The following is a 23468-nucleotide window of genomic DNA, read 5'->3' as shown; positions in this document are numbered from 1 at the left end:
CATAACGACCGATAAATGACTCACGATGACTGATAAATTCTCGATAACGACCGATAAACTGCGAGCGACGACTGATAAACTTAAAATTGAGACACTGGCTCCCTAAAATGAGCCAGTGGTATAATCAGTAAAATTTATTGCTTAAACCCTGGTGATCCATTTGGACACCTTTTCAGGTTTTTCTTACTTTGTTTGTACAATTTTCTTATTATATTGTACAATTTAGCTAAAGTTCACCGCTTGTTTTGTTTAAAATCAATCATGACTATGTTTGCGTACTTGATTTACCCTATTCATAGTGATGTACTTCATTAAAAAAATAAATATCTAAATATTGTGATAAAATGAGCGGGAGGAAAGATAATGGCGGAGAAAAATAGGTTCGGCGCATTTAACCGGGACGGTATGGATATTGCGCCGCTCGGTCAAGGCGTGCTTGATCGGCTGAGTTTCGCTGTGAAAGATGTTTTTGCGGTAGAGGGACATGTGAACAGTGCGGGAAATCCGACATGGGAGCGGACACACGATCCCGCCGGGCGGCATGCGGACGCCGTCCGGCGACTGCTTGAGAACGGAGCACGTCTTCGGGGAATGACCGTCACGGATGAGCTGATGTACAGCCTGAAGGGGGATAATATCCATTATCCGCCGACCATCAATCCGCGCTTCCCCGAGGCCTATTCCGGAGGTTCCTCAAGCGGTTCGGCGGTTGCCGTAGCATCTCGGGAGGTCGATTTTGCTATCGGAACGGATACCGGCGGCTCCATCCGTATCCCGTCTTCGTACTGCGGGCTTTTCGGGATCAGGCCGTCACACGGCATGATTTCGCTTGACGGTGTGATTCCGCTTGCCCCGAGTTTCGACACGGTCGGCTGGATGTCGCGCAGTCCCGGAATCCTTGCAGATGTGGGCGACTGCCTGCTTCCGCCTGGGGAGACAGTAGATTATAAGAACTTTTATCTTCTTGAGGAAGCATGGGATCTGGTTGGAGAGCCATCAGTAAAGGAGGCCCTCACGGAGTTCAGAAACGCTCTGTTTCCGCAAAAAGCAATCAGAACCTGCCATCTGCCAGTGGCGACATTGCCGGAACTCGCGGAGACTTTCCGTATTCTGCAGGGCTGGGAAGCATGGCAGTCGCACGGCGATTGGATTATCAGGAACCACCCGAAATTCGGAAAAGACATTGCCGGACGGTTTACCGCCGCATCAGAAATGAAAAAGGATGATACCTACCGCCGCGCCGTACAGCTAAAGGCCGATTTCAGCGAACAGCTGCGGGATTTTCTGGGCGAGGGCAGCCTCCTCATCATACCGACGACCTATGGACCAGCCCCGAAGCGCAACGCGACGTATGAAGAAAGTGAAAAAGTGCGCGCGCAAACCATGAAACTGACATGCATCGCCGGGGTCTCGGGCCTGCCGCAAGTAACGATTCCCCTTGCTGACAAAGGACGGCCTGTCGGGTTATCGTTCGTATCCGGTTATGGAACGGATCGGCAGCTGCTGGAATTTATAAAGAATCTGTCAATCGATTGATTTTTTAGTACAACTAACTGTTTCATTAAAAATGACGTTCAGATGAATACTCGATAAGCCGTTCAAAGAATAATCAAATACAGATGTTTTTGATCCAACTCGTCTGTAATCTTTGAATCCGGCTTTTTTTTATGCTAATCAAGCAGCACATTGAGAGCACGTGTAATATTACATGACATGTTATGTATGTATATATTACATAAAAGGAATACCTTAATTTGTTTGAAGTGAACGATGACAATATTTAATATTGTGAATTATTATTAGGTTGCGAGTTGTGAAGCAAATAACGAGAATCAGTAACGTTGAATTTGTTTGCTGAATGTTTTTTCACTATCTAATAAAGAGGCGAAAATATGGCATTTGTTGAGGTTAATAGCTTATTCAAATCCTATGACGATTCGGGTTTTCAAGGAAAATATGTTTTGAATGATATTAATTTTAAGGTTGAAGAAAATGAGTTTTTCTGTGTAATTGGTCATAGTGGATGCGGGAAATCGACCCTGTTAAATCTTCTGGCGGGATTCATTAAACCCGATAAAGGTGAGATTTACGTAAACGGAAAATTGGTAAAAAAACCATCTTCTCAACAAGGCGTTGTCTTTCAGGATCATGCTTTATTTCCGTGGTACAACGTGATTGAAAATGTTGCGTTCGGACCTAAAATTGCCGGGAAAAAAGATGCCTACGATATTGCCCTGCGATTAATTAAGATGGTCGGTCTTGAAGGCTATGAAAAAAAGTTTCCAAATAGTTTATCAGGAGGGATGGCACAGCGTGTGGGAATTGCCAGAGCATTGGCTTCTAATCCGGAATTGCTGCTAATGGATGAACCACTTGGCGCTTTGGACGCCATGACACGAGAAAAAATGAGAATGGAAATCTTAAAAATATGGAAACAGACAAAAAAAACGGTTGTTTTTATTACTCATAGCATTGCGGAGGCTGTTTATCTGGCTGACAGAGTCATTGTATTAAAAGACGGAAAAATATTTCTCAATCAAAAAATTGAGATGGAAAGGCCTCGACAGATTCACAGTGATCAATTTCTCAAATATACAAAAATGCTTGAAAAAGTCTTATTTGATTCTGAAAAATTGATTGTCGAGTAATGTACGAATGATCGTTTAATTTCTAATATTAAATTATAAGAATTGGAGGAGAAAAGAAATGGTCTTTAATCGGACGGCCATAGAAGAAACTAATAAAAAATTCCAGCAGAAACCTGAAAAATCAGTCACTATATCTCAGCATAAAAAAAAGAATCATTCGAGGAGTGCTCAAAGTGTATCGCTAATAGGCTTTTTCGTGATCTGGCAGGTCTTCAGTTCACTGAATGCATATTTTGATTGGTTTAACCCGCAGTTTTTCCCGTCTCCATTGATCGTTTGTCGAACAACCTGGGGATATATTCAAGATGGGACATTAATATCTTCCATTTCAGCAAGTGTGATCAGGGTATTATCCGGGTTCGTTTTAGGTACGATCGTTGGCGTTTTTCTCGGTATAATTATGGCTCGTTCAAAGATGCTCAATGATTTGATTAATCCAGTTTTAAATATGCTAGGTCCAATTCCCGTTTACGCATTTTTGCCGATTTTTATGATTTGGTTTGGAATCAGTGAAGTTTCAAAAATTACGTTGATAGCTTATGCTACTTTTCTTCCCGTTCTTACATATACCATGGATGGCATAAAAAACGTCAATCCGACTTGGATCCGGAGTGCGATGAGCTTGGGGGCCAATGAATGGCAGATTTTTAATAAGGTGATTCTTCGGGCAGCGTTACCTAATGTGTTTATTGGGATGAGAATCAGTTTGGCACTTGCTTTTGGGGCCCTGATTGTTGCCGAGATGATGGGATCAAGTGAAGGGCTAGGATTTATCATCGTCAATGCAAGAAATTGGTTTAAATTGGATGACATGTTTATGTCTTGTATACTCATTGGTCTGCTTTACACATTATTTAACTACATTCTTATATTATTTGAAAAAATCCTTTTTAGGTGGAAGAAAGATGGGCTGCAATCCGCAATAGAGCGTTAAACTGTATCGGTTGATTGATAATTGTCATTGACAATTCAATATAAAACAAAAAAAGGAGAATGATGATGTCTAAAATATCCGAAAATAAAAAAATAATATCGCTGTCAACAATACTGCTTGTGTTATGTTTGCTCATAGCCGGCTGTTCAACAGGGGCGCATAGCAGTGCTTCTAGCTCTTCCTCCTCAAAAAAGGGCTCTTCCAATGTTATTCAAGCGTATGGCGAACTGGATCCGCAAGTGTCAGGTCAGCAAATCATTGCTGATAAGGAAGGCTTTTTCAAACAGGAGGGCTTAAATGTAAAGAACCATTTAATGCCGGGTCCTGATCAAAATGCCGCTCTGATTTCAAGCGGAACAGCTCAGGTTATATTCGGATCAATTTATAATAACATATCGGTTGCGGCCAGTAATGTTGATGCAAAGTTAATTGCTCCATTAGCTAATGCAGGGAATACACAAAGTATTGTCGCCCGAAAAGGCCTTAATATAAAGTCGGCAAAAGACTTAGAAGGATTAAAAATCGGCGCGACCACTGGTTCCGGCGTCATTGTAGCTATTCAGAGTATGTGTAAAGAAATGGGAGTCGATTTTAATAAAATCAAGTTTGTCAATCTTCAGGCTGTTGATCAACTTACTGCACTTGAAAAAGGTGACGTAGATGCAATAGCCGTTTGGGAACCATGGGTTGGGAAGGCGGTTGCCGCAGGCGGAAAAGTTCTGTTTACCGGGAAAAAATCATACTTGCCGGATAAAAAGGGCAACGTTAACTGGCTGAATTTCTACATGACCGTTGCTGTATCCGGAGATTTTTACAGAAACCATAAAGATGAAGCCGTTAAATTTCTGAAGGCACTTGATAAGGCAACAGCTTTCATTAATCAGCATCCGGATGAAGCGGCGGCAATCGTCGCAAAAGAAATAAAAATTCCTACAAGTGATGCTAAGAGAATTATGGCAAAAAATGATTATTCAATGGCGTGGAATCAAAATTTTGTCGACAGTGCGAGTGTTATGGGAAATTATATGAAAGCAATGAAGAACATCAGCAAAGTACCAGCCTTAAGCAGCTATTCGACTCCTGATCTACTGAAACAAGTGGATAGTAAATTAATTCAAGTGAATAATTAATCTTAGGAGTGACCGGCATGCTTGATTTGCTTGTCAAAAATACATTAGTTGTAACTTCGGACGACGTATTTCTAGGAAGCGTCGCAGTAAATAATGGAAAAATAGCAGGAATTTTGCCTACGAACACAAATGAACAGGCAGATACTATTATCGATGGTAAAGGATGCTATCTTTTTCCAGGGATAATTGATTCTCATGTCCATTTTAATGATCCTGGGTTTGAATGGCGTGAGGATTTCTCTCACGCAACAGAGGCGGCAGCCGTGGGTGGTGTGACAACAGTTGTTGATATGCCTCTACAGAATGAACCTGCACTGACAGATCGACAGATTTTTGAAAAAAAATATAAAACGGTCAAAGAAAAAGCATTGATCGATTTTGCTTTTTGGGGCGGAATGGTCAACTTCAATCTTTCTAAGATATCCGAATTGAATGACTGCGGTGTGGTGGCTTTTAAAACATTTTTGGCACCCGTATCAAGCGACTATACGTCATTGGATTACGGCAGAGTGAGAGAAGGATTATCGATTATCAAGACATTTGATGGTTTGGCCGGATTTCACTGTGAAGATTATGGTATCGTTTCGTACAATGAAGAAACAGCGAAGAAAAAAGGGCACGTCACCAGAAAGGATTATTTGAAGGCGAGACCGGTTGTAGCCGAACTCGTCGCTGTTAAAACGATTATAGAGCTATCGCGAGAAAGCGGCACCCGCGTACATATATGCCATGTTTCACATCCTCAGGTAGCTGAAGCAATTAAGCTTGCAAAGTATCAAGGGGTAAGAATTACTGCTGAAACTTGCCCTCACTATCTCATTTTTAATGAGAAAGATTTTCTGGATAATGGAATGTTTTTTAAGTGTGCTCCGCCGCTTCGCTCTGAAGAGGCAAGCCTTAGACTTTGGGATTATGTAAAAGACGGAACGCTCGATCTTGTGGTTAGTGATCATTCTCCATGTGCAGATCGTGAAAAATCTGAATCTGAAGGTGTCTTTAATGCATGGGGCGGAATCAGCGGTGTTCAGGCCGGGCTTCAGATCATGTTCAATGAGATTGTCAGCAAAAGAAATTGGTCACCGACACTTATTTCGAGAATAATGGCCGAGAATCCTTCAAAAATTTTTGGAATGAGTGGAAAGAAAGGAGCGCTGACCCTGGGCTTTGACGCTGATTTAGTGCTTGTTGATCCAAATGCTGAGTGGGAGATCACAGACAAGAGCTTAAAATATTTAAACAAGAGTTCTGCTTTTATTGGCTGTAAAGGTACGGGCTTACCCGTGTGTACTATTTTGAGGGGGAAAGTGATCGTGCAAGATGGTGTGATTAAAGGCAAACATGGCATTGGGCAACTTGTCAGGAGAAATATCTGCTGAGGTTAAAATGTAAAAAAGTTATACTTTGATTCGTGAATAGAAAAACTGACTCTCTTGGGAAGATGTTATATACCATAAAATCCCAGGGGAGTTTCTTTTTTCAAGATAAACGAGCAAATGAGCAAGAAAAAATCGACAAAAGATTCGAAAAATGATTCAATAGATTGAAGGAATTACTAGAGAATAATATTTCATAGAGGTGCTGATATTAATATGAAAGTGTCTGATCTGTTTCAGGTTGAAAACTTTAAAGACTTTAGGATCGTTGCCGGCGCAAAGGGCATCGACCGTGAGATACGGAATATTAACATGATGGATGCTCCGGACATTATCGATTATCTGAAACCCAATGACTGGCTTGTCACTTCCGGCTATCATCTGCAGCACGATCCGAAATTTGTTATAGAACTCGTCAGACAGATGTCGGCACGCGGCTGTGCGGCTCTCGGCATCAAAACACGGCGTTTCATGAATGATCTGCCGGAAGAGGTGATCCGGCTTGCCGATGAGCTCTCATTTCCGCTGATCGATATTCCCAATCGAATCCCCCTCGTGGATATCGTGAACCAGACCCTGACTCTGATTCTGGACGCCCGGACAAAGGAACTGCAGTTTGCATTTGATACCCATCAACGGTTTACGGATCACATTATGAGAGGCGAAGGGATTGACCGGCTGCTGAGAAACCTGGCCGGTTTGATCGGTTTTCCGGCAGTTCTGCTGGATACTTACTTTAAGACGATCGCAACATCAACGGAAACACCTGAGCTGGCGGAACATCTGCCGCCCATCGAGCAGAGTCTGTTCCAGCAAAAAACGAATTACTCGTCCTTCTCCTTAATTGAGACACACCGGACATTCACACTGTTTGCGCTTTATACATACAAAAGGAAACGTTATTTTCTGTTAATTGCCGGTGAGATTCCGCTGTCGGACCGTCTGCTTGTTCTGACCGTTGAACAGGCGGCGAATGTTCTCGCTTTCGAATTGATGAAGGATGAAGCCCTGAAACAGAGTGACCGGAAAATCCGCGATGCCTTTTTTTCGAACTTAGTCTCAGGATCTTTCACCACTGAAGAAGAGATCGCCAGCCGGGCCAGAGAATTTCATCTTTCCAGAAAACAGACATCTGTCTGCGTCGTCGGTAAGCTGGATATGGACAACCGGGCGGTCACTTTTACCCGCTTCCAGATGGAGACGGGCGAAGTCTATGAATATCTCGAAGGGGAAATGAAGGCTCTGCCGTTTGCCGGACACTTTTTTGTAAAAGATTATGTCTGCGTCATGCTTTTTGAGATCGGTGCGTCCCTGGAAAACGGACTTCGGTTCCTTGTCCCGCATCTGAAGAGAATGCAGGAGCGCGTCGAACAATTTTTCCCACACACGCTTTCGTTCGGTCTGAGCAATATTTTCACCGACTTATTCGATATTCCTTCTGCCTACCAGGAAGCTGTGGATGCGCTTCAGTCCGGGCTGCAGATGAGCAGGCACTCGTTCATTCAAATCTATCAGTCGAAAGGGATCACCGATGTTCTGCGTATGATTCCGACAGACGATCTGCAAAAATTGTATCAGGAGACTTTTCAGAATCTGGCTTTCCCGAAAAAAGATGAGGATCAGGCGCTCTTTCATACACTCTATGTCTATCTTGAATCCAACTGCCAGATTTCTGAGACGGCAAAGAAGCTGTTTGTCCACCGGAATACCGTGATCTACAGAATCGAAAAATGCGAAAATCTGCTTGGAAAGGATTTAAAGGATCCTGATACAACGTTCCAGCTTCGTCTCGCGTTCCGCCTGAGATCGCTGCTTGATCAGCAGGGCACTGACGGGGAATGAACGGGAGGCGCGTTTAGAGCCGGCTGATCAACTCATCTGCCTCAGAACCTAAATAGTAGGAAAAAGGAGCAGCAGCCGTTTTTCTCCCGCAGATCCCCTTGAATCGAATGAGAAAAAGGGATTGGCTATTATAACTAACACTAATAAGAAAAATTAGAATATTTGCTGATGGTCTTCAAACAGCGATTTGCTAAAATGAAACTGTTCATACCAATAAGTGTTAGATTATCTAACAGTGGAAGAGGGCCCGGCAGATGGTTTTTCGAACATCAACGACAATAAAAGAAGACATACAGGATCTAATCGTGTGGCTCGCTTCATTTGGACAAACGGATAATGGGGGAGTCACCCGGCTGCTCTATAGCGAGGCCTGGGAGAAAGCCCAGCGTGCCCTCGAAAAGAAAATGGCGGAGATGGGTTTTGCCGCCCGCTTCGATGATGTCGGCAATCTTTTCGGACGTCTCGAAGGAACGGAGCAACGCGATCAAGTCATCCTTTCAGGCTCGCATATTGATACTGTTATTGACGGCGGAAAATACGACGGCGCATTCGGCGTCGTTTCGGCCATGATTGCTGCAAGCCGTCTGTTCCGTCAGTACGGCCCGCCGAAACGGACGCTTGAGGTGGTTTCCCTCTGTGAAGAAGAGGGCAGCCGCTTTCCTTTGTCTTTCTGGGGATCGGGAAGTATCGCTGGAAAATATAGGCTGAGTGATGCGGAAGGGCCGGCCGATGCTTCGGGAATCTCCCTGGCGGAGGCGATGCATCAGGCCGGATTCGGGAAAGGAATCTATCCGCCGCCTCCGCGCAATGACGTTTTCTGCTTTCTTGAAACGCACATTGAGCAAGGGCAGACTCTGGAAAGGGAAGGCTTGTCGTGGGCGGCTGTCAGCTATATCGTTGGACAGCGCCGGTTCACGATCCGCTTGTCCGGCGAGAGCAACCATGCCGGCACGACACCGATGGACCGGCGCAGGGACGCCGTTTACGCCGCGTCGCAAATGATCGCTCAGGTGATCGGGAGCGCGAAGCAGCAGCGTAACGGACTGGTCGCAACCGTCGGCCATATCGAGGCCGATCCGAATGTGGCAAACGTAATTTCCGGCCAATGCCGGTTTTCGCTGGACGTCCGTCATCATGAGGAAGACTTGCTCGATCAGTTTTGCCAGAAAATTTTTTCTGAGTTCGGGGACATTGCGGAGAAAGAACAGGTAGCGCTTTCGATTGATCAGTGGATGGATGTTTCACCGGTTCAAATGAATCCCCGATTGACGGAACTGAATATGCAGCTGGCCGAAAAATTCGGCATTTCCTATAAAAAAATGGTGAGTGGAGCGGGACATGATTCACAGATATTCGGCGCATTTTGCCCGACTGCTCTGATGTTTGTTCCGAGCCATCAAGGGATCAGCCACTCGCCGAGTGAATACACAAAGCCTGAGGATCTTGAAACCGGTGTTCAGATGCTCATGAAGATACTCTATCGTCTGGCATATGAAGAGGAACAGTTTTGAGACCGCGAACACAAAAAAGAGAAGAGTGAAAACAATGACGCAAAGTACAGTAAGTTCAAGAGCATTGAAAGTGCCGCCGCGCACCATCATGACACCCGGACCGGTTGAAGTGGACCCCCGCGTACTGAGGGCAATGTCCATGCCGATTCTTGGCCAGTTCGACCCCGCGTTTACGCAGATCATGAACGAAGTGATGGAGATGCTGCGGGAAGCTTTCCAGACAAAGAATCATTGGTCGTACCCGATCGACGGCACTTCGCGTGCCGGCATTGAGGCGCTGATTGCCGGCCTGATTGAACCGGGAGATAAAATGCTCGTGCCGATCTATGGCCGTTTCGGCGACCTTTTTGTGGAAATCGGCGAGCGCTACGGGGCTGATATTCACACGATGGAATGCCCGTGGGGAACGGTTTTTGATCCTGAAGAGGTCATTGCCGAGATTAAAAAAGTCCGCCCGAAAGTCGTCGCTCTTGTTCACGGAGAAACGTCGACCGGACGGATGCAGCCGCTCGCCGAAATAGGGCGCGCCTGCCGCGAGCTTGGAGTCCTGCTTGTCGTCGACTCCGTGGCGACATTCTGTGGAACAGCGGTTAAGGCGGACGAATGGTGCCTGGACGCCGTAATCGGCGGCGCGCAGAAATGCCTGTCCGTTCCGCCCGGCATTGTGCCGATCACCTACAACGAACGGGTGGAAAAAGAAATTCTGAAACGGAAGAAAGTCGAACGAGGTATTGCCACCGATGCAGACCGTAAATCAGCTGAAGGTCGGATGCCGATCCGCAGCAACTACTTTGACCTCGGCCAGCTTCAGGATTACTGGAGCGAACGCCGCCTCAACCACCATACCGAAGCAACATCAATGGAATACGCGCTTCATGAAGGCTTGCGGCTTGTTCTGGATGAGGGGCTCGAGAATCGTTTTGCCCGCCACCGACTGAATGAGGCCGCGTTAATGGCCGGTATTGAAGCCATGGGGTTGGACCTGTTCGGCGATCCGACATGCAAAATGCCGACGGTCACCTGTGTGAAAGTGCCTATAGGGGTCAATGGTGACGAAGTGCGCAGCGTGCTGCTCAGTCATTTCGGTATCGAGATCGCCGGCTCGTTCGGCTCGCTCCAGGGAAAGATCTGGCGGATCGGCACGATGGGCTACGGCTGCCGCCAGGACAACGTTCTTGCCGTGCTGGCCGGCCTTGAAGCCTCGCTGATCCGCTGCGGCGCACAGGTTAACCGCGGCGAAGGGCTGCAGGCGGCTATTGATGTATACGAAAAAGCAGGCGAGTAAAACAGCAAAAGTTTTCGGCTGCGGCGGTGAGTATTAGCGATGGGGTAGAAAGTGGAAAAAATTTACTGCGAACAAGAGTCGTGACCTTGGAACTACCGGGAAATTGCCGGTTACAGTCCGGAAATGACACGAGCAGTGCAGAAATTGCCGGTAATGGTTTGGAAATAACGTGAGCAGTGCCGAAATCAACAGTAAGTGTTCTTGAATCATCAGTAAAGTTAAGAGAATCAGCAGTAAATCATTAGAAATCAACAGTAACCGCTCCAATATCAACAGTAAAGGCCAAGAAATCAATAAGTGTGAAAAGCAGGATTTATCCGAAAAAAGTTTAGCTGTATTCAGTGAAAAAGTTCTCGTATCTATTTTTTTACGGAATGAGCGATTGTTATTCCGGGTATGGAGTCGGGAGTCATCAGAGGACGCGCGGATGTCGCTGCAAGGGTAAAGATGACTCGATGGATCATTATACAATTAAAAAGGAAGCGAAGGCCATGTCTTTTGATTTGCTGATTAAGAAAGGCCGGGTCGTTTTGCCGACAGGCGTCAGGTTGATGGATATTGGTGTCGCTGATGGAAAAATTGCGGCGCTGGCCGAAACGTTGCCGGAAGACGCCGGTCAAATCATTGATGCTGAGGGTAAAACCATTTTTCCGGGCATGATCGACATCCACGTGCATTTTGATGAGCCGGGGCGTGAAAATTGGGAAGGCTTTGAAACAGGATCGTCGATGCTGGCGGCGGGCGGCTGTACGACATTTTTCGATATGCCGCTGAACGGCATTCCTTCGACGGTAAATAAACGAGCTTTTGAAGAAAAAGTGCAAGTCGGCGAAGCGAAATCGCATATCGATTTTGGCCTTTGGGGCGGTCTCGTACCGGACAATGTGCCGGAGCTTGAGGGCATGGCGGCGTCTGGAGCCATCGGTTTCAAGGCTTTCTTATCGCCGTCCGGTAATCCGTATTTCGAGTCGGTCGACGACCGCGCTCTGCTCGCGGGCATGCGGAGGATCGCTTCTATCGGCGGCATTCTGGCGCTTCACTCGGAAAGCGCCCCGATTGTCACATTCCTGCAGGCGGAAAAAGAGGCACGCGGCCTGACCGGTTTCGATGACTACGCGGAATCGCGGCCGGTTATCGCCGAAACGGAGGCTGTCTCACGGGCGCTGATGTTTGCCGAACTGACCGGCTGTCAGCTTCACTTTGTCCATATCAGCACGGTCGAGGCGGTGGAGCTCATCCAAAATGCAAAGAAGAAGGGGCAGGATGTGACCCTGGAAACGTGTCCCCACTATCTTCTCTACAGCCACGATGATTTTCGCCGTCTCGGGGTTGTCGGGAAATGCGCACCGCCCCTGCGATCGGAAGAGGAACGCCAGGGTCTCGTGGATAACCTGATCGGCGGTGAAATCGATATGGTCTCCTCTGATCATTCGCCGTGCGAATGGAAGGATAAAGAAAAAGAGAATCTGTTTAAAGCGTGGGGCGGCATCAGCGGCGGTCAGTTTTCGCTGCTTTCCGTCATCGAACTGGCCCTTGCCCGCGACATACCTCTGACAAAGATTGCGGACTGGACGGCCGGGAACCCGGCCAAACGTTTCGGGCTTGCCCCGGATAAAGGCGAAATAAAAGTAGGCGCGGACGCCGATCTGGCTCTTGTTGATCTTCAGACTCCGGAAAAAGTGACAGCCAACCGCCTTTTCCAGAAAAACAAATTCAGCCTTTACGTCGGGCACGCTTTTCCATCGAGTATCTGGATGACGATCAACCGTGGGACAGTCGTCTATTCGGCGGAAGATAAAATCAACACTGCGGCCAGAGGGCACTGGCTCCGCCCCGCAATATCAAAATAGAATATTTGGCAAACATCTACATGAAAATCGGTTTGCGGCACATTTTTGCAGAAAGTATTTCAAAAAATGAACAAAACCCATCCCTATCACACATTTGGGATGGGTTTTGTTATATTTCCTTACAATTAGGCCGTGCGGTTAATCACAATTTGTCGAAAAAATTAGTTAAAATATTGAAAAGCAATTCGTGTTTTTGTTTGTTTTGAATAATGACAAAGACTGTTCATCCCATTAATATTGTAATTGTAATCATTAATAACATACGTTGTTATATATTTGGCGTAATTTTGGACGATTTCAGAAAGAAGGAGGATCGGCGACATCTTGTTCAAAAGTGGCACAGTATCTGGATTCCGTCATTTTTTTTGAAACCGGCAAAAATATGCAGCCATTGGAAAAAATTTCATTTTAATATCAAAAAATTTTGAATAATGAAAGGGGCCATTCCATGAATACCTTGAAAAATGATATTTTTACAGGAACTATTACAGAAAAAAGCGATCGTCTCTATAATGAGGATCTGGCGCCGGCTAAGGAACGTCACTGGAATGCCTATAGTCTGTTGTCGATGTGGATGTCCGACGTGCACAGTATCGGCACGTACACGTTTGCCGCGGGCCTGTTTTTTCTTGGACTGACCGGATGGCAGGTTCTGATCGCAGAGGTGATCGGCGCATTTGCCGTTCTTTATTTGGCAAACCTCACCGGAGCGGCCGGAACGAAACTTGGTGTTCCATACCCTGTTCTGTCCCGTATCTCCTTCGGCGTTTTCGGAGGCAATGTGCCGGCGCTGATCCGCGGCTTCATTGCCGTATTCTGGTACGGTATCCAGACCTATCTCTCATCGGTCGCCGTGGTCGCCATTCTGCTCCTGATCTTCCCGGGAATGAAAGGCATGATGGGTCAGACTTTTCTCGGACTGTCGCTGCCGGGCTGGATCGGATTTCTGTTCCTGTGGCTCCTGCAGTTCTTTGTCTTCCGTTACGGCATGGAATTCATTCGCAAGTTTGATAACTTCTGCGGCCCGGCTGTTTACGCCATGATGCTGATTATGATCGTCTGGATCGCCGTTAAAGCGGGCGGAAAAATCAATATCGGCATCAGTCCGGTGCATGTTTCCACGGGCCAGGCCGTTGTACAATTTTTCAGCGCCATTTCTCTTGTCGTCGCCTATTTCTCGACCATCATTCTGAATGTCAGCGACTTTACACGATTCTCCCCTTCGACGAAGACAACAAAACGCGGAAATTTCTGGGGGCTTCCGGTCAACTTTACAGCTTTCTCTCTGGCCAGCGTGGTCATCACTGCCGGAACAATCACTGTCTTCGGCAAAGCGATCACCGACCCGGTAATGCTTATTCAAAAGGTGAACAATCCGTTCTTCCTCATTGTCGGAGCCATCGTCTTCATCATCGCGACAATGGGTGTCAATATCGTGGCCAACCTCGTTTCTCCGGCCTACGATTTTGCCAACGCCGCGCCGAAGCACATTGATTTCCGGCGCGGAGCAATGATTACGTCGATTCTCGCCGTCCTGGTGATGCCGTGGAAAATCTATAGCAGCCCGGTCGCCGTCAATTATTTTCTCGGAGGGCTTGGCGCGTTCCTCGGACCGATTTTCGCCATTATCGCCGTTGATTTCTATCTGATTAAGCACGGAAAAATTGATGTTCAGGCTCTGTACAGGGAAGGGAAGGAGCACGCCTATTGGTATCAGAAAGGCTATCACGTTAAAGCGTTCGCGGCCTTTATCGTCGGTATCATCGTCACCGTTCCTCTGGCCCTTGTTCCTGCATTCTCCGCGGTTTCGGCTTTCTCATGGCCGATCGGAGTTGTTGTGACCGGCATTGTATACGGCGTGCTGATGCGCATCGAACAGGCTTCATTAAACTCTGAGCCGGAAGCTTCATCGATTCAATAAAAAGGATTTAGGAAACAGTCCGGCTGAGACTTTGCCGGACTGTTTCCCTTAGATCAATACTTTTCTGAAGCCGGCCGTCTGAAACTAAGTTATAATCAGTCTGTTAAGGGTTTTAATCTGCTTGATTCGCAGTTTTACTGGCGGAATTCAGCCTTCTATCGGCGGGACTCGGAATTTTACCAGCGGAAAAAGGCTTTCTATCGGCCGGATTTGGAGTTCCACCGGCGGAAAAGGGCTTTCTATCGGCCGGATTTGGAGTTCTACCGGCGGAAAAAGGCCTCCTACCGGCCGGAATCGGAGTTTTACCGGCGGAGTTAGGTCTTCTAGCGGCGGGACTCGGAATTTTACCGGCGGAAAAAGGCCCCCTACCGGCCGGAATCGGAGTTTTACCGGCGGAGTTAGGTCTTCTAGCGGCCGGATACGGGGTTCAACCGGCGTGAACAGCCCTCCTATCGGCAATTTTAGTGTTCGATCGGCTCAAGTCGAATAAAACCGGGAGATGAAACGTATGCAAAATCTTGACTATTTAAATCATACGGATACGGAAACGTTTGCTGGGCGGCTGGGCGGTATTTTTGAACATTCTCCATGGATCGCGCAGGAAGCAGCGAAAAAGAGACCTTTTTCATCGGTGGATGACCTCTTTGAAGCGCTGGTGGACATTGTCAAAAAAGCGTCGCACGAGAAGCGGGAGGCACTGATCCAGGCACATCCGCGCCTCGGAGCGAAAGAAAAACTGACCACGTTCTCGAATAGCGAACAGAAGCAGGCGGGTCTGCGCAAGCTGGATGATAAAGAAGCGGTATCATTAGCAAATTTAAATGCTGAATATGAGCATACCTTTAATTTTCCTTTTATCATGGCTGTTCGCGGCCGATCGAAGCAGGAAATCTACGCCGCGTTGAAAGAACGGCTCGGGAATACCAGGGCACAGGAATTTGAAAAAGCGCTGGAAGAAATTTATAAAATTGCCCGCTTCAGACTGGACGATCTGCTGAATGATGAGGAAATGAAACCGAACTCTTGACAGAAAATAGGGAAAGGCGGATGCGCTTATGGGTCAGCTAACGACGCACGTTCTTGATTTGGCACAGGGCCGGCCGGCGGCGGATGTCGAGATTGATATTTATGAACAGTCCGGTGATTCGGTAAAATTTTTGCGAAACGGATCAACGAATAAAGATGGCCGTCTGGATGAGCCGCTGCTCGAGACGCTGAATACGGGCACATATGAGCTGCATTTTCATATTGGCGAGTATTTCCGGCGCCAGAACGTTCCGCGGGTTTCTTTTCTTGATATCGTCGTCGTCCGTTTTGTCATCAACGATGTCCGGGAAAACTATCATGTACCGCTGCTTGTTTCTCCGGGAGGTTATCAAGTCTATCGCGGAAGCTGAACGGTAATACTTCAAAGACGTGGGTCAGAATCGCAGTAAGGACTACCTCTGGTGCTTCCTTCACAAAAAATTCCATGTTTGTCATAGCGGTTACTCTCCTTTATAAAGAAGTTGTAAAAAGCTGGTTATCAGTTCATCACGATGTTGAGCGATGACTGACTGATCTGGTGAAAAAAGCTGTCGATTCATTAAATAATAATGGACAAGACCTATCCACATATTAAAAATCATATGAATCGGTACGTCTTTAACTTTATGACTTTGTTTTAATTCTTCAACAACGCGTTCCATGTGATGGGAGATGATCGACTGAGTATTGATGACCGTTTGACTAGCTTCATGCGGCAGCCCGTGTATGTCCATAATTAAATGAGAGTAAAGAGATTCATGGGGCACTTTGTTTTAAAGAAACTGCCGCGCCTGATCGAACGCAGCATCTCTGAAACGAAGGCTGAACCGCCGGAAATCAAACGGATCAATCCGAAGAGGCTGCAGCGTATGATCGCCAAGGAAGAAAAACAGGCGGGAATCGGAACAAAAGCTCAGGAAGTATTAAGAAAAGCTTTTGAAGCCCGCAAACAGGCGAAAAGGAAACGGAAAAAAGAAAGAATATCAGCGTATAAAGACAGGCAGTATCAGATAAGAAAAGAAAAATCAAAACAGAAACATCGCGGACGGTGATCCATCGGGAGCGACAGATTGGATGCGGAATTGAAAAACAACAGGGACAGCCTCGATACATAGGGCTGTCTCTATTGTTATAAATGCTATTCTTTTTTCGAACTGCCCTGAACTCAATCGGAAGCGACAGAGAAGCCTGGGCGTCTCTATTCGATAAAATCAGGATTCTGCCGCACTTGTCTCGGCGACAACCTGCTTGGCAAGGTCTGTACTTTTTTCTTCACTGGAATGCTGACCGACATTGAAAATGACATTAAGAATAAGAGCGGTAAGACTGCCGGAAACGATACCGTTGTTGGTCAGAATCTGAATTAGGCTCGGGAATTTGGCGAACAGATCGGGCTGTACGGTGACTCCGAGCCCGACGCCGACAGAACAGGCAACAATCAGCAGATTTTCCTGACGTGAAAAGTCGACTTTACCGAGCATTCGGACTCCGGAAGCGATCACCATGCCGAACATAGCCAATGTCGCTCCGCCGATGACGGCATTTGGGATGAGCGTAGTCAGAACGCCGATTTTTGGAATGAGTCCGAGGACAACAAGCGCGATGCCGCAGACAATGGCCACTTTGCGGGTCTTGACTCTTGTCATCTGAACGAGACCGACATTCTGGGAGAAGGTCGTGTAAGGAAACGCGTTAAAAAGACCGCCGACGAGAATGGCCAGTCCCTCAGCCCTGTATCCGTGCCCCATTCTTTTCTCGTCGATCGGTTCTCCGCAGATTTCACTGAGCGCGAGGTAGACGCCCGTCGTTTCAATCATGCTGACGATGCCGACAATCGACAGGGCAATAATCGCGTCAATGTGAAAGGTCGGCAGTCCGAAACTGAACGGTTTAACAAGGCTGAACCATCCGGCAGCTCCGACCGGCGAAAAATCGACCATGCCCATAAGAGCAGCGGCGATCGTTCCGATGATGATGCTGAGAAGAATCGAGATCGTACGCATAAAGCCCTTGAACCAGCGATTCATGACAATAATCAGGGCGAGAACACCGAAGCCGAGCGCCAGATTTTGCGCACTCCCGAACCCTTTCGCTCCGACACCGCCGCCCAGATTGTTGATGGCGACGGGAATCAGCGTGATGCCGATAATCATCACGACGGTACCGACAACGACCGGAGGGAAAAGCTGAACGATTTTACCAAAGAAAGTAGAGAGAATAAGAACAACGATCCCGGCGACGAGAACGGCACCGCAAATTCCCGGCATCCCGTACGATTTGCCGATGATGATCATCGGCGAGACCGCGGTGAACGTACAGCCCATCACGATCGGCAAGCCGATACCGAAAAAGCGGTTCTTCCACGCTTGAAGCAGCGTAGCGATGCCGCACGCCGCAAGGTCAATTGAGACGAGAAGACCAAGCTGGGCTCCCTTTAAACCGACCGCCCCGCCGACAATCAGCGGAACGATGACGGCTCCGCCATACATCGCGAGCATGTGCTGGATACCCAGAGACAAAATTTTTCCTGGCTTTTGCGTGGTTTCCATATTATACACTCCCATGCAATTTATTTAGAGACCGCAAAGAGAGCGGTCAATCTAACGGATTATGATTTGAGACTAGTCTTCGCTGCGGAAAGCGGCGAGCGCCTGCAGACGATAACTCACGATGACTGATAAACCAGAGCCGACGACCGATAAATCAAAAAGAACGACCGATAAACAGCATTGAAAACCGCTCCGTCGAGTCAACGACCGATAAATTCGAACTGACGACCGATAAATCAAGAAGAACGACCGATAAACAGCATTGAAAACCGCTCCGTCGTGCTGACGACCGATAAACTCCGATTGATGACCGATAAATCGAGCATAACGACTGATAAACTCAAGCCGACGACCGATAAATCAAGAAGAACGACCGATAAACAGCATTGAAAACCGCTCCATCGTGCTGACGACTGATAAAACAGAGCCGACGACCGATAAATCAAGAAGAACGACCGATAAACAGCATTGAAAACCGCTCCATCGTGCTGACGACCGATAAACTCCGATTGATGACCGATAAATCGAGCGTTACGACCGATAAACTCAAGCCGACGACCGATAAATCGAGCATAACGACCGATAAATTCGAGCTGACGACCGATAAATCGAGCGTTACGACTGATAAACTCAAGCCGACGACCGATAAATCAAGCCGAACGACTGATAAACCAGAGCCGACGACCGATAAACTCCGATTGACAGCTAATAAATTCAATCCGGATCCATCGCGGCACCTGGTCTTGCCTGCGCTGAATCGATAAAGCCGATTTCATAATTGTGATTTAACTGGCTTCTGACTCATCCTTAAGCGGATTGCCGTTGAACGGCGTGCCGCTCATTTTAATCGATTCGGTCGGACAGCCTTCAAAAGCGTCGATCACATCGTCCAGGCTGTCTTCCGGTATCTCCGCCGTCCCCTGATTTCCGTCAAGCATGACATGAGAAGTCCCGTCCTCATCATAGCCGAAAATGTCCGGGGCGGCGCAACCGCAGGCGCCGCATGCGATGCATGTGTCTTTGTCAACGATCACATATTTCATCAGGCTCACCCCCTCGCTAAGAATCTTTAATGAAATCAGTCTAACATAGTATCATGAATTCCGGACAGCCTGCTTCTGATGGATGGCGCGATCAGAACGAATCTGACTTAAAAAGGAGTCAATGACTTTTTTCATCCGCAAGCTGACAAATTTTAACACATTTTTTCGAAGATTAAGCAGTGTACTGTCTGCCGAGCCCCATCTCCTTCAGCAGTTTACGGTAAGCAATCGATGTTTTGTCCGCCATGATGTGCGCCTCGGCCTGCAGATCCAACGGCAGCTCTTCGGGTTTCTGATTCTCGACCATTTCCCGGTCTTCATTGAAAATTCTAAGGTTGAACGCGCAGGCACCTTCTATGGAAAGATTTTTATCAAAGTTCTGGGCGATCGGGCAGAACAGCCGCGTTTTTCTGGCGGATATCGGGCTCGCGGCGTTTAGTATCCAAAGCAGCTTGCCTTCCGGAAAATGAACGATGAGCCGTGCGGAAAGCGGAGGATAGACATCATATTCGCGCAGCCACTTAAAATCGGCGGGCGACGGGTCGTGCATACCTTTCGGATAATTGCTGACGGTGCTCAGGTAATCCGTGTGAATCCCGTCGTCGGTGCGGGAGACTTTGTAGCTCGGCACGAAAGCGTTATTCCGGTCGGCGAATGTCTCCGTATGCACCCAAGCGAAGTGCGCCACGTCCAGAAAGCCTTCAACCTGCCGTCCGGCCGAACCGTTGATGTCGATAGTCGGCGCGAGGAAAGAGATATAGTCATCGTTCCCCCAGACGTCCAGCGGCGGAATTTTTTCTTCCTCACCTGCCAGTGTTGTCCAGACAAGGCCGTACCGTTCGACCGACGGATAGACGGTCAGGCAGAGGCGCGGTGAGATTTTCGCTTCCGGATGGGCCGGAATGGAAACGCATTGTCCGTCTGCGGCATAACTGAATCCGTGATACGGGCAGACTATTTTATCGTCTTCAACCCAGCCCATGCTCAGCGGTGTCCCCCTGTGAATACAAAGATCGCGCGCGACGACAGCTTTTCCGCCTGCACGGTAAACGACGAGTTCCACGTCCAATAATTTGACGGCAAGCGGTTTGTCGGCCACTTCTTCGCTTCTGGCCACAGGGTACCAATGCTGTGCCAGTATTGGCCAATCATTTTTTGTAAATGTACAATCGGTCGGATAGGGCGTATTCCTCCTTGTGTGTGTCAGAGCCATAACGTGATCCCCTCCTGAATGGTTTGATTGTTATAAAGCTTATAACAAATCAGAATAAAACTAAAATGGTATGTCAGATATTCTGACTAATATGGGACGTTTTTGTAGATAAAGCTAGTGGACAAAAAATTCATTGTAAGATTTGACAAAAAAATGAACATTTTTGAAAACGATAACACGATCCTTTTTATTGAAACAAGTGCGATCATATGTTTTCGTAGAAACATGTTATAATGGAGAAGGAAATTTTTGAGAGACAACGGGAGAAGGGAACGTTATGGATAAAAAACCGCTTTTTTTGCAGCCGGCGCTCCATGAAAAAATCTGGGGCGGCACCCGACTGCGGGATTTGTTCGGATATGAAATTCCAAGCGAGACAACCGGGGAGTGCTGGGGCATATCGGCACATCCGAACGGCCCTGCAGTGATCAAAAATGGTGCCTTGGCAGGAAAAACGCTGGCCGAGGCATGGACTTCGCATCGAGAACTTTTCGGCAACTATGAAGGAGACGATTTTCCGCTGTTGACGAAGATTCTTGACGCGAGGGACGACCTGTCCGTACAGGTTCATCCGGACGACGCCTATGCCCAGGCAAAGGAGCATGTCCCGTTCGGCAAGACGGAGTGCTGGTATATCATCGACTGTGATGAAGGGTCGGAAATTGTATACGGTCACACGGCCCCATCGCGCGAGGCGTTCAGAAAAGCCGTAACTGAAAAAAAATGGAACAGCCTGCTGCGCCGTGTGAAGGTTAAACCGGGCGATTTTTTCTATGTCCCAAGTGGAACGATTCACGCGATCTGCGGCGGCTGCCTGATTCTTGAGACTCAGCAAAGTTCGGACACCACGTACCGTGTCTATGACTACGACCGGCCGGGTAAGGACGGAAAACCCCGTGATCTGCATATTGAGCAGTCGATTGAAGTCGCCAACTGTCCGCATGTCGATCCGGAGCTGACTTACCGCGTGCGCCAGGAAGCCACGGCCAAATTTACGGAACTGCTGCGGGAAAAATATTTTACCGTGTCCCACTGGGAAATTCGCGGTCACGCCGACCCGATCAAGAAAAACTGGCCGTTTCTCCTGATGAGCGTGCTGGACGGGAAAGGTTCGCTCCTGATCGACGGAGAACCCTATCCGCTGAAAAAAGGTGATCACCTCCTTGTTCCTTCGTCCGTTGAAGAAGTATCACTCGATGGAACACTCGATCTCATCGTCTCGAATCCTGTTTAAGCGATGAGAGGAAAAACGCGAAAAAAGAAAGCGACAATCACGGTTATCGGCAGCCTAAAGAGGCCTCCGGATTTCGTTATGCCTGACGTGTGGGCCGGAGCCCTGGCGGGGACTGCCGGCAATGTTCTTCTTTCCGAACCGGATTCCGTCCCCGCCAATGTCCTGGCGGTCAGCCTGCTGACGGAACAGGGCATCCGGATTGTACATGTACACGGTACAAACGGGAAGGTGGAGATAGAAGACATTGACGCCGCGGAAAAGCTGATCGCCCGCTGCGACATGATGTTACTGCTGCTGAATGTGGAAGTTGGCGTCATCGTCCACGCGGCAGAACTGGCGAAAAAATATCACATCAAAGTCGTACTCGATCCCGTGCCGATGATGGCCCTGCCGGAAAAAATCAGGAGGACGGCCGGACTGATCGGCCGTCCTCTGCCGAGAGCCAAAAAAAGGCGCCCGGGCGTCAGGAAAAGGACTGGCATCAATTAAATAGAATGCGCGCAAACAGCCGATTCCCATGTGATAAAGGAGTCGGCTGTTTTTCTGTATAACGCGTTAGATGACAAAAAGCATGACACAGAAAAAGAAAAGGGCATTAACACTCTCGATCATTCCGACCGTCAATATTTTGAGCGACTTTCCGTTAAAAAGCTGCTTTCTTTTCTTTCCCATCTACTTTCAGTAAGTTGAAAGATAAAGAAGAAACCACGCGGCAAACATCAGAGGATGGATCAGGGAAAAACCGGCAGCGGCAGCGCCGAGCCGGTAAGGTACAAAAAGCATAGTCCAGGCGCCATGCTGCTATGGCATACAAAGTTTTCATTGACGATCATTCTCTCTTTTTTTATAAAGCGAATATTTTAAATGAAGAAACGATCTTGCAGCTCTTCCAGATCAGTCACAGAAAACCCCCGATCTCTGCGGCGATTCGCGGCGTTCCAGGGGCTCTTTTTTCCTTAAGTCATTTCTTCAGAAACTTATAGAGGGAAGCGAAATCGTACTCGCCCATGCCCTTTTGTTTAAGAAGGCCATAAAGCGACTTGACCGTACTTGAAATCGGCAGCGCGAAGTCATGGGCATAGGCCTCTTCAGCGGCGAGCTCCATATCTTTATAAATGCTGGTTACTTTGAAATCCGCCTTTTCGAAGTCTTCATCAAGAATTTTGTGCTGCTTGAAATGGAGAATCGGAGCAGCGGTCGGTCCTCCAAGAAGGGATTGAATGAGCGCCTCTTTATCAAGTCCGAGGCTTTCACCGAACGCGACGGCTTCCGAGAAGGCGGCGACCGTCTGGCCGAGCATCAGGTTGTTGACGAGTTTCATTGCCGCGCCCTGGCCGTTCGGACCTTTATGCTGAACATCTTTGCCCATGATATCGAACAGCGGTCGAGCTTTTTCGACATCCTGTTCCGAACCGCCGACAAAGAAGATTAATTCACCTTTTTCGGCGGGAGCGGCCGATCCGGCAACCGGCGCATCGAGAAAACGCACGCCTTTTTCAGCAGCGTCTTTTGCGAGTTTGATGGAATGAGCCGGGTTGATCGTGCTGCTGTCGATCCACAGGCTGCCCGACTTCAGACCGTTCAGCAGCCCCTCTTCGCCATAAGCGACGGCGTCGACGGCCCTGGGACTCGCGAGCATGGTAAAAACGATGTCTGCCTGTTCACCGACGGAACGGGGCGAGGCAGCCCACTTTGCCCCCTTTTCAATCAGCGGATCCGCCTTTTCTTTCGTTCGGTTATTGACGACAAGCGTCTTTCCGGCGGCTAGAAGGCGGCCCGCCATCCGGCTGCCCATGATTCCGATACCAATAAATCCAATCATCTGATTCTCCTCTTTTCAAAAATATCTATTCAGTCGGGGAATTTTATTTCCTCGCCAAGCATAGCACAAAGTACCGATCAATCTAAA

General features: G+C 47.8%; 20 protein-coding genes and 1 pseudogene. 15 read left to right on the top strand and 6 right to left on the bottom strand.

Features of this window, described 5'->3' with window-relative positions:
- Nucleotides 1–363 precede the first annotated feature (363 nt).
- The 13 genes from IEX81_RS12315 (at nt 364) to IEX81_RS12255 (ending at nt 16572) form a co-directional block, all read left to right on the top strand.
- Nucleotides 364–1536, top strand: a complete 1173-nt coding sequence (locus IEX81_RS12315) for an amidase (protein WP_188803755.1) — start codon at nt 364–366, stop codon at nt 1534–1536.
- A 356-nt stretch (nt 1537–1892) separates the two neighbouring features.
- Nucleotides 1893–2648: an ABC transporter ATP-binding protein gene (locus tag IEX81_RS12310; protein ID WP_188803753.1), complete on the top strand. Its 756-nt coding sequence runs from the start codon at nt 1893–1895 to the stop codon at nt 2646–2648.
- 58 nt (nt 2649–2706) lie between these two features.
- A complete protein-coding gene (locus IEX81_RS12305; RefSeq protein ID WP_188803751.1) occupies nt 2707–3582 on the top strand; it encodes an ABC transporter permease in 876 nt (291 codons plus the stop codon).
- Nucleotides 3583–3647: 65 nt separating this feature from the next.
- Nucleotides 3648–4712, top strand: coding sequence for an ABC transporter substrate-binding protein (locus IEX81_RS12300; protein WP_188803749.1), 1065 nt, complete (start codon nt 3648–3650; stop codon nt 4710–4712).
- A gap of 17 nt (nt 4713–4729) precedes the next feature.
- Nucleotides 4730–6088: an allantoinase AllB gene (gene allB / locus IEX81_RS12295; protein WP_188803747.1), complete on the top strand. Its 1359-nt coding sequence runs from the start codon at nt 4730–4732 to the stop codon at nt 6086–6088.
- 213 nt (nt 6089–6301) lie between these two features.
- The gene (locus tag IEX81_RS12290; protein ID WP_188803745.1) at nt 6302–7927 is read left to right on the top strand and encodes a PucR family transcriptional regulator; all 1626 of its coding nucleotides are present in this window, start codon (nt 6302–6304) and stop codon (nt 7925–7927) included.
- 254 nt (nt 7928–8181) lie between these two features.
- Nucleotides 8182–9438, top strand: a complete 1257-nt coding sequence (gene allC / locus IEX81_RS12285; protein ID WP_188803743.1) for an allantoate deiminase — start codon at nt 8182–8184, stop codon at nt 9436–9438.
- A 34-nt stretch (nt 9439–9472) separates the two neighbouring features.
- A complete protein-coding gene (locus IEX81_RS12280; protein ID WP_188803741.1) occupies nt 9473–10723 on the top strand; it encodes a pyridoxal-phosphate-dependent aminotransferase family protein in 1251 nt (416 codons plus the stop codon).
- Between the two features lie 491 nt (nt 10724–11214).
- Entirely contained in the window at nt 11215–12573 is a 1359-nt protein-coding gene (locus IEX81_RS12275) for an allantoinase (protein WP_188803739.1), read from the top strand.
- A 448-nt stretch (nt 12574–13021) separates the two neighbouring features.
- Nucleotides 13022–14494: an NCS1 family nucleobase:cation symporter-1 gene (locus IEX81_RS12270; protein ID WP_188803737.1), complete on the top strand. Its 1473-nt coding sequence runs from the start codon at nt 13022–13024 to the stop codon at nt 14492–14494.
- Nucleotides 14495–15002: 508 nt separating this feature from the next.
- Nucleotides 15003–15521: a 2-oxo-4-hydroxy-4-carboxy-5-ureidoimidazoline decarboxylase gene (gene uraD / locus IEX81_RS12265; protein WP_229727601.1), complete on the top strand. Its 519-nt coding sequence runs from the start codon at nt 15003–15005 to the stop codon at nt 15519–15521.
- Between the two features lie 28 nt (nt 15522–15549).
- Nucleotides 15550–15891, top strand: a complete 342-nt coding sequence (uraH, locus tag IEX81_RS12260) for a hydroxyisourate hydrolase (RefSeq protein WP_188803733.1) — start codon at nt 15550–15552, stop codon at nt 15889–15891.
- Between the two features lie 387 nt (nt 15892–16278).
- Nucleotides 16279–16572 carry a DUF2992 family protein gene (locus IEX81_RS12255; RefSeq protein ID WP_188803731.1) on the top strand — a complete coding sequence of 98 codons (294 nt, stop codon included), beginning with the start codon at nt 16279–16281 and terminating at the stop codon, nt 16570–16572.
- Between the two features lie 159 nt (nt 16573–16731).
- Here IEX81_RS12255 and IEX81_RS12250 read toward each other — a convergent pair whose 3' ends face one another.
- The 4 genes from IEX81_RS12250 to IEX81_RS12235 form a co-directional block, all read right to left on the bottom strand.
- On the bottom strand, nt 16732–18069 hold the full coding sequence (locus IEX81_RS12250; protein WP_188803729.1) for a nucleobase:cation symporter-2 family protein: 1338 nt from the start codon (nt 18067–18069) through the stop codon (nt 16732–16734).
- Between the two features lie 442 nt (nt 18070–18511).
- Nucleotides 18512–18787, bottom strand: coding sequence for a hypothetical protein (locus IEX81_RS12245; protein ID WP_188803727.1), 276 nt, complete (start codon nt 18785–18787; stop codon nt 18512–18514).
- A 67-nt stretch (nt 18788–18854) separates the two neighbouring features.
- Nucleotides 18855–19115: a ferredoxin gene (locus tag IEX81_RS12240; protein WP_229727604.1), complete on the bottom strand. Its 261-nt coding sequence runs from the start codon at nt 19113–19115 to the stop codon at nt 18855–18857.
- A 169-nt stretch (nt 19116–19284) separates the two neighbouring features.
- The gene (locus tag IEX81_RS12235) at nt 19285–20325 is read right to left on the bottom strand and encodes a Rieske 2Fe-2S domain-containing protein (protein WP_188803723.1); all 1041 of its coding nucleotides are present in this window, start codon (nt 20323–20325) and stop codon (nt 19285–19287) included.
- 277 nt (nt 20326–20602) lie between these two features.
- On the opposite strand from IEX81_RS12235, the gene manA reads away from it, so the two are divergent.
- Both manA and IEX81_RS12225 read left to right on the top strand, forming a co-directional pair.
- Nucleotides 20603–21559: a mannose-6-phosphate isomerase, class I gene (manA, locus tag IEX81_RS12230; RefSeq protein WP_188803721.1), complete on the top strand. Its 957-nt coding sequence runs from the start codon at nt 20603–20605 to the stop codon at nt 21557–21559.
- A gap of 78 nt (nt 21560–21637) precedes the next feature.
- A complete protein-coding gene (locus tag IEX81_RS12225) occupies nt 21638–22048 on the top strand; it encodes a carbohydrate kinase family protein (protein WP_188803719.1) in 411 nt (136 codons plus the stop codon).
- Between the two features lie 189 nt (nt 22049–22237).
- Here IEX81_RS12225 and IEX81_RS12220 read toward each other — a convergent pair.
- Both IEX81_RS12220 and IEX81_RS12215 read right to left on the bottom strand, forming a co-directional pair.
- Nucleotides 22238–22348: pseudogene (locus tag IEX81_RS12220) on the bottom strand (YwiC-like family protein); the annotation flags it as partial.
- 172 nt (nt 22349–22520) lie between these two features.
- On the bottom strand, nt 22521–23381 hold the full coding sequence (locus IEX81_RS12215; RefSeq protein ID WP_188803717.1) for an NAD(P)-dependent oxidoreductase: 861 nt from the start codon (nt 23379–23381) through the stop codon (nt 22521–22523).
- Nucleotides 23382–23468 lie beyond the last annotated feature (87 nt).

This window comes from Sporolactobacillus putidus, assembly GCF_014647035.1.
In the GTDB taxonomy this organism is placed as follows: domain Bacteria; phylum Bacillota; class Bacilli; order Bacillales; family Sporolactobacillaceae; genus Sporolactobacillus; species Sporolactobacillus putidus.
Note: the sequence above shows the minus strand (reverse complement) of the source record. Positions and strands in the feature narration are given on the sequence as shown.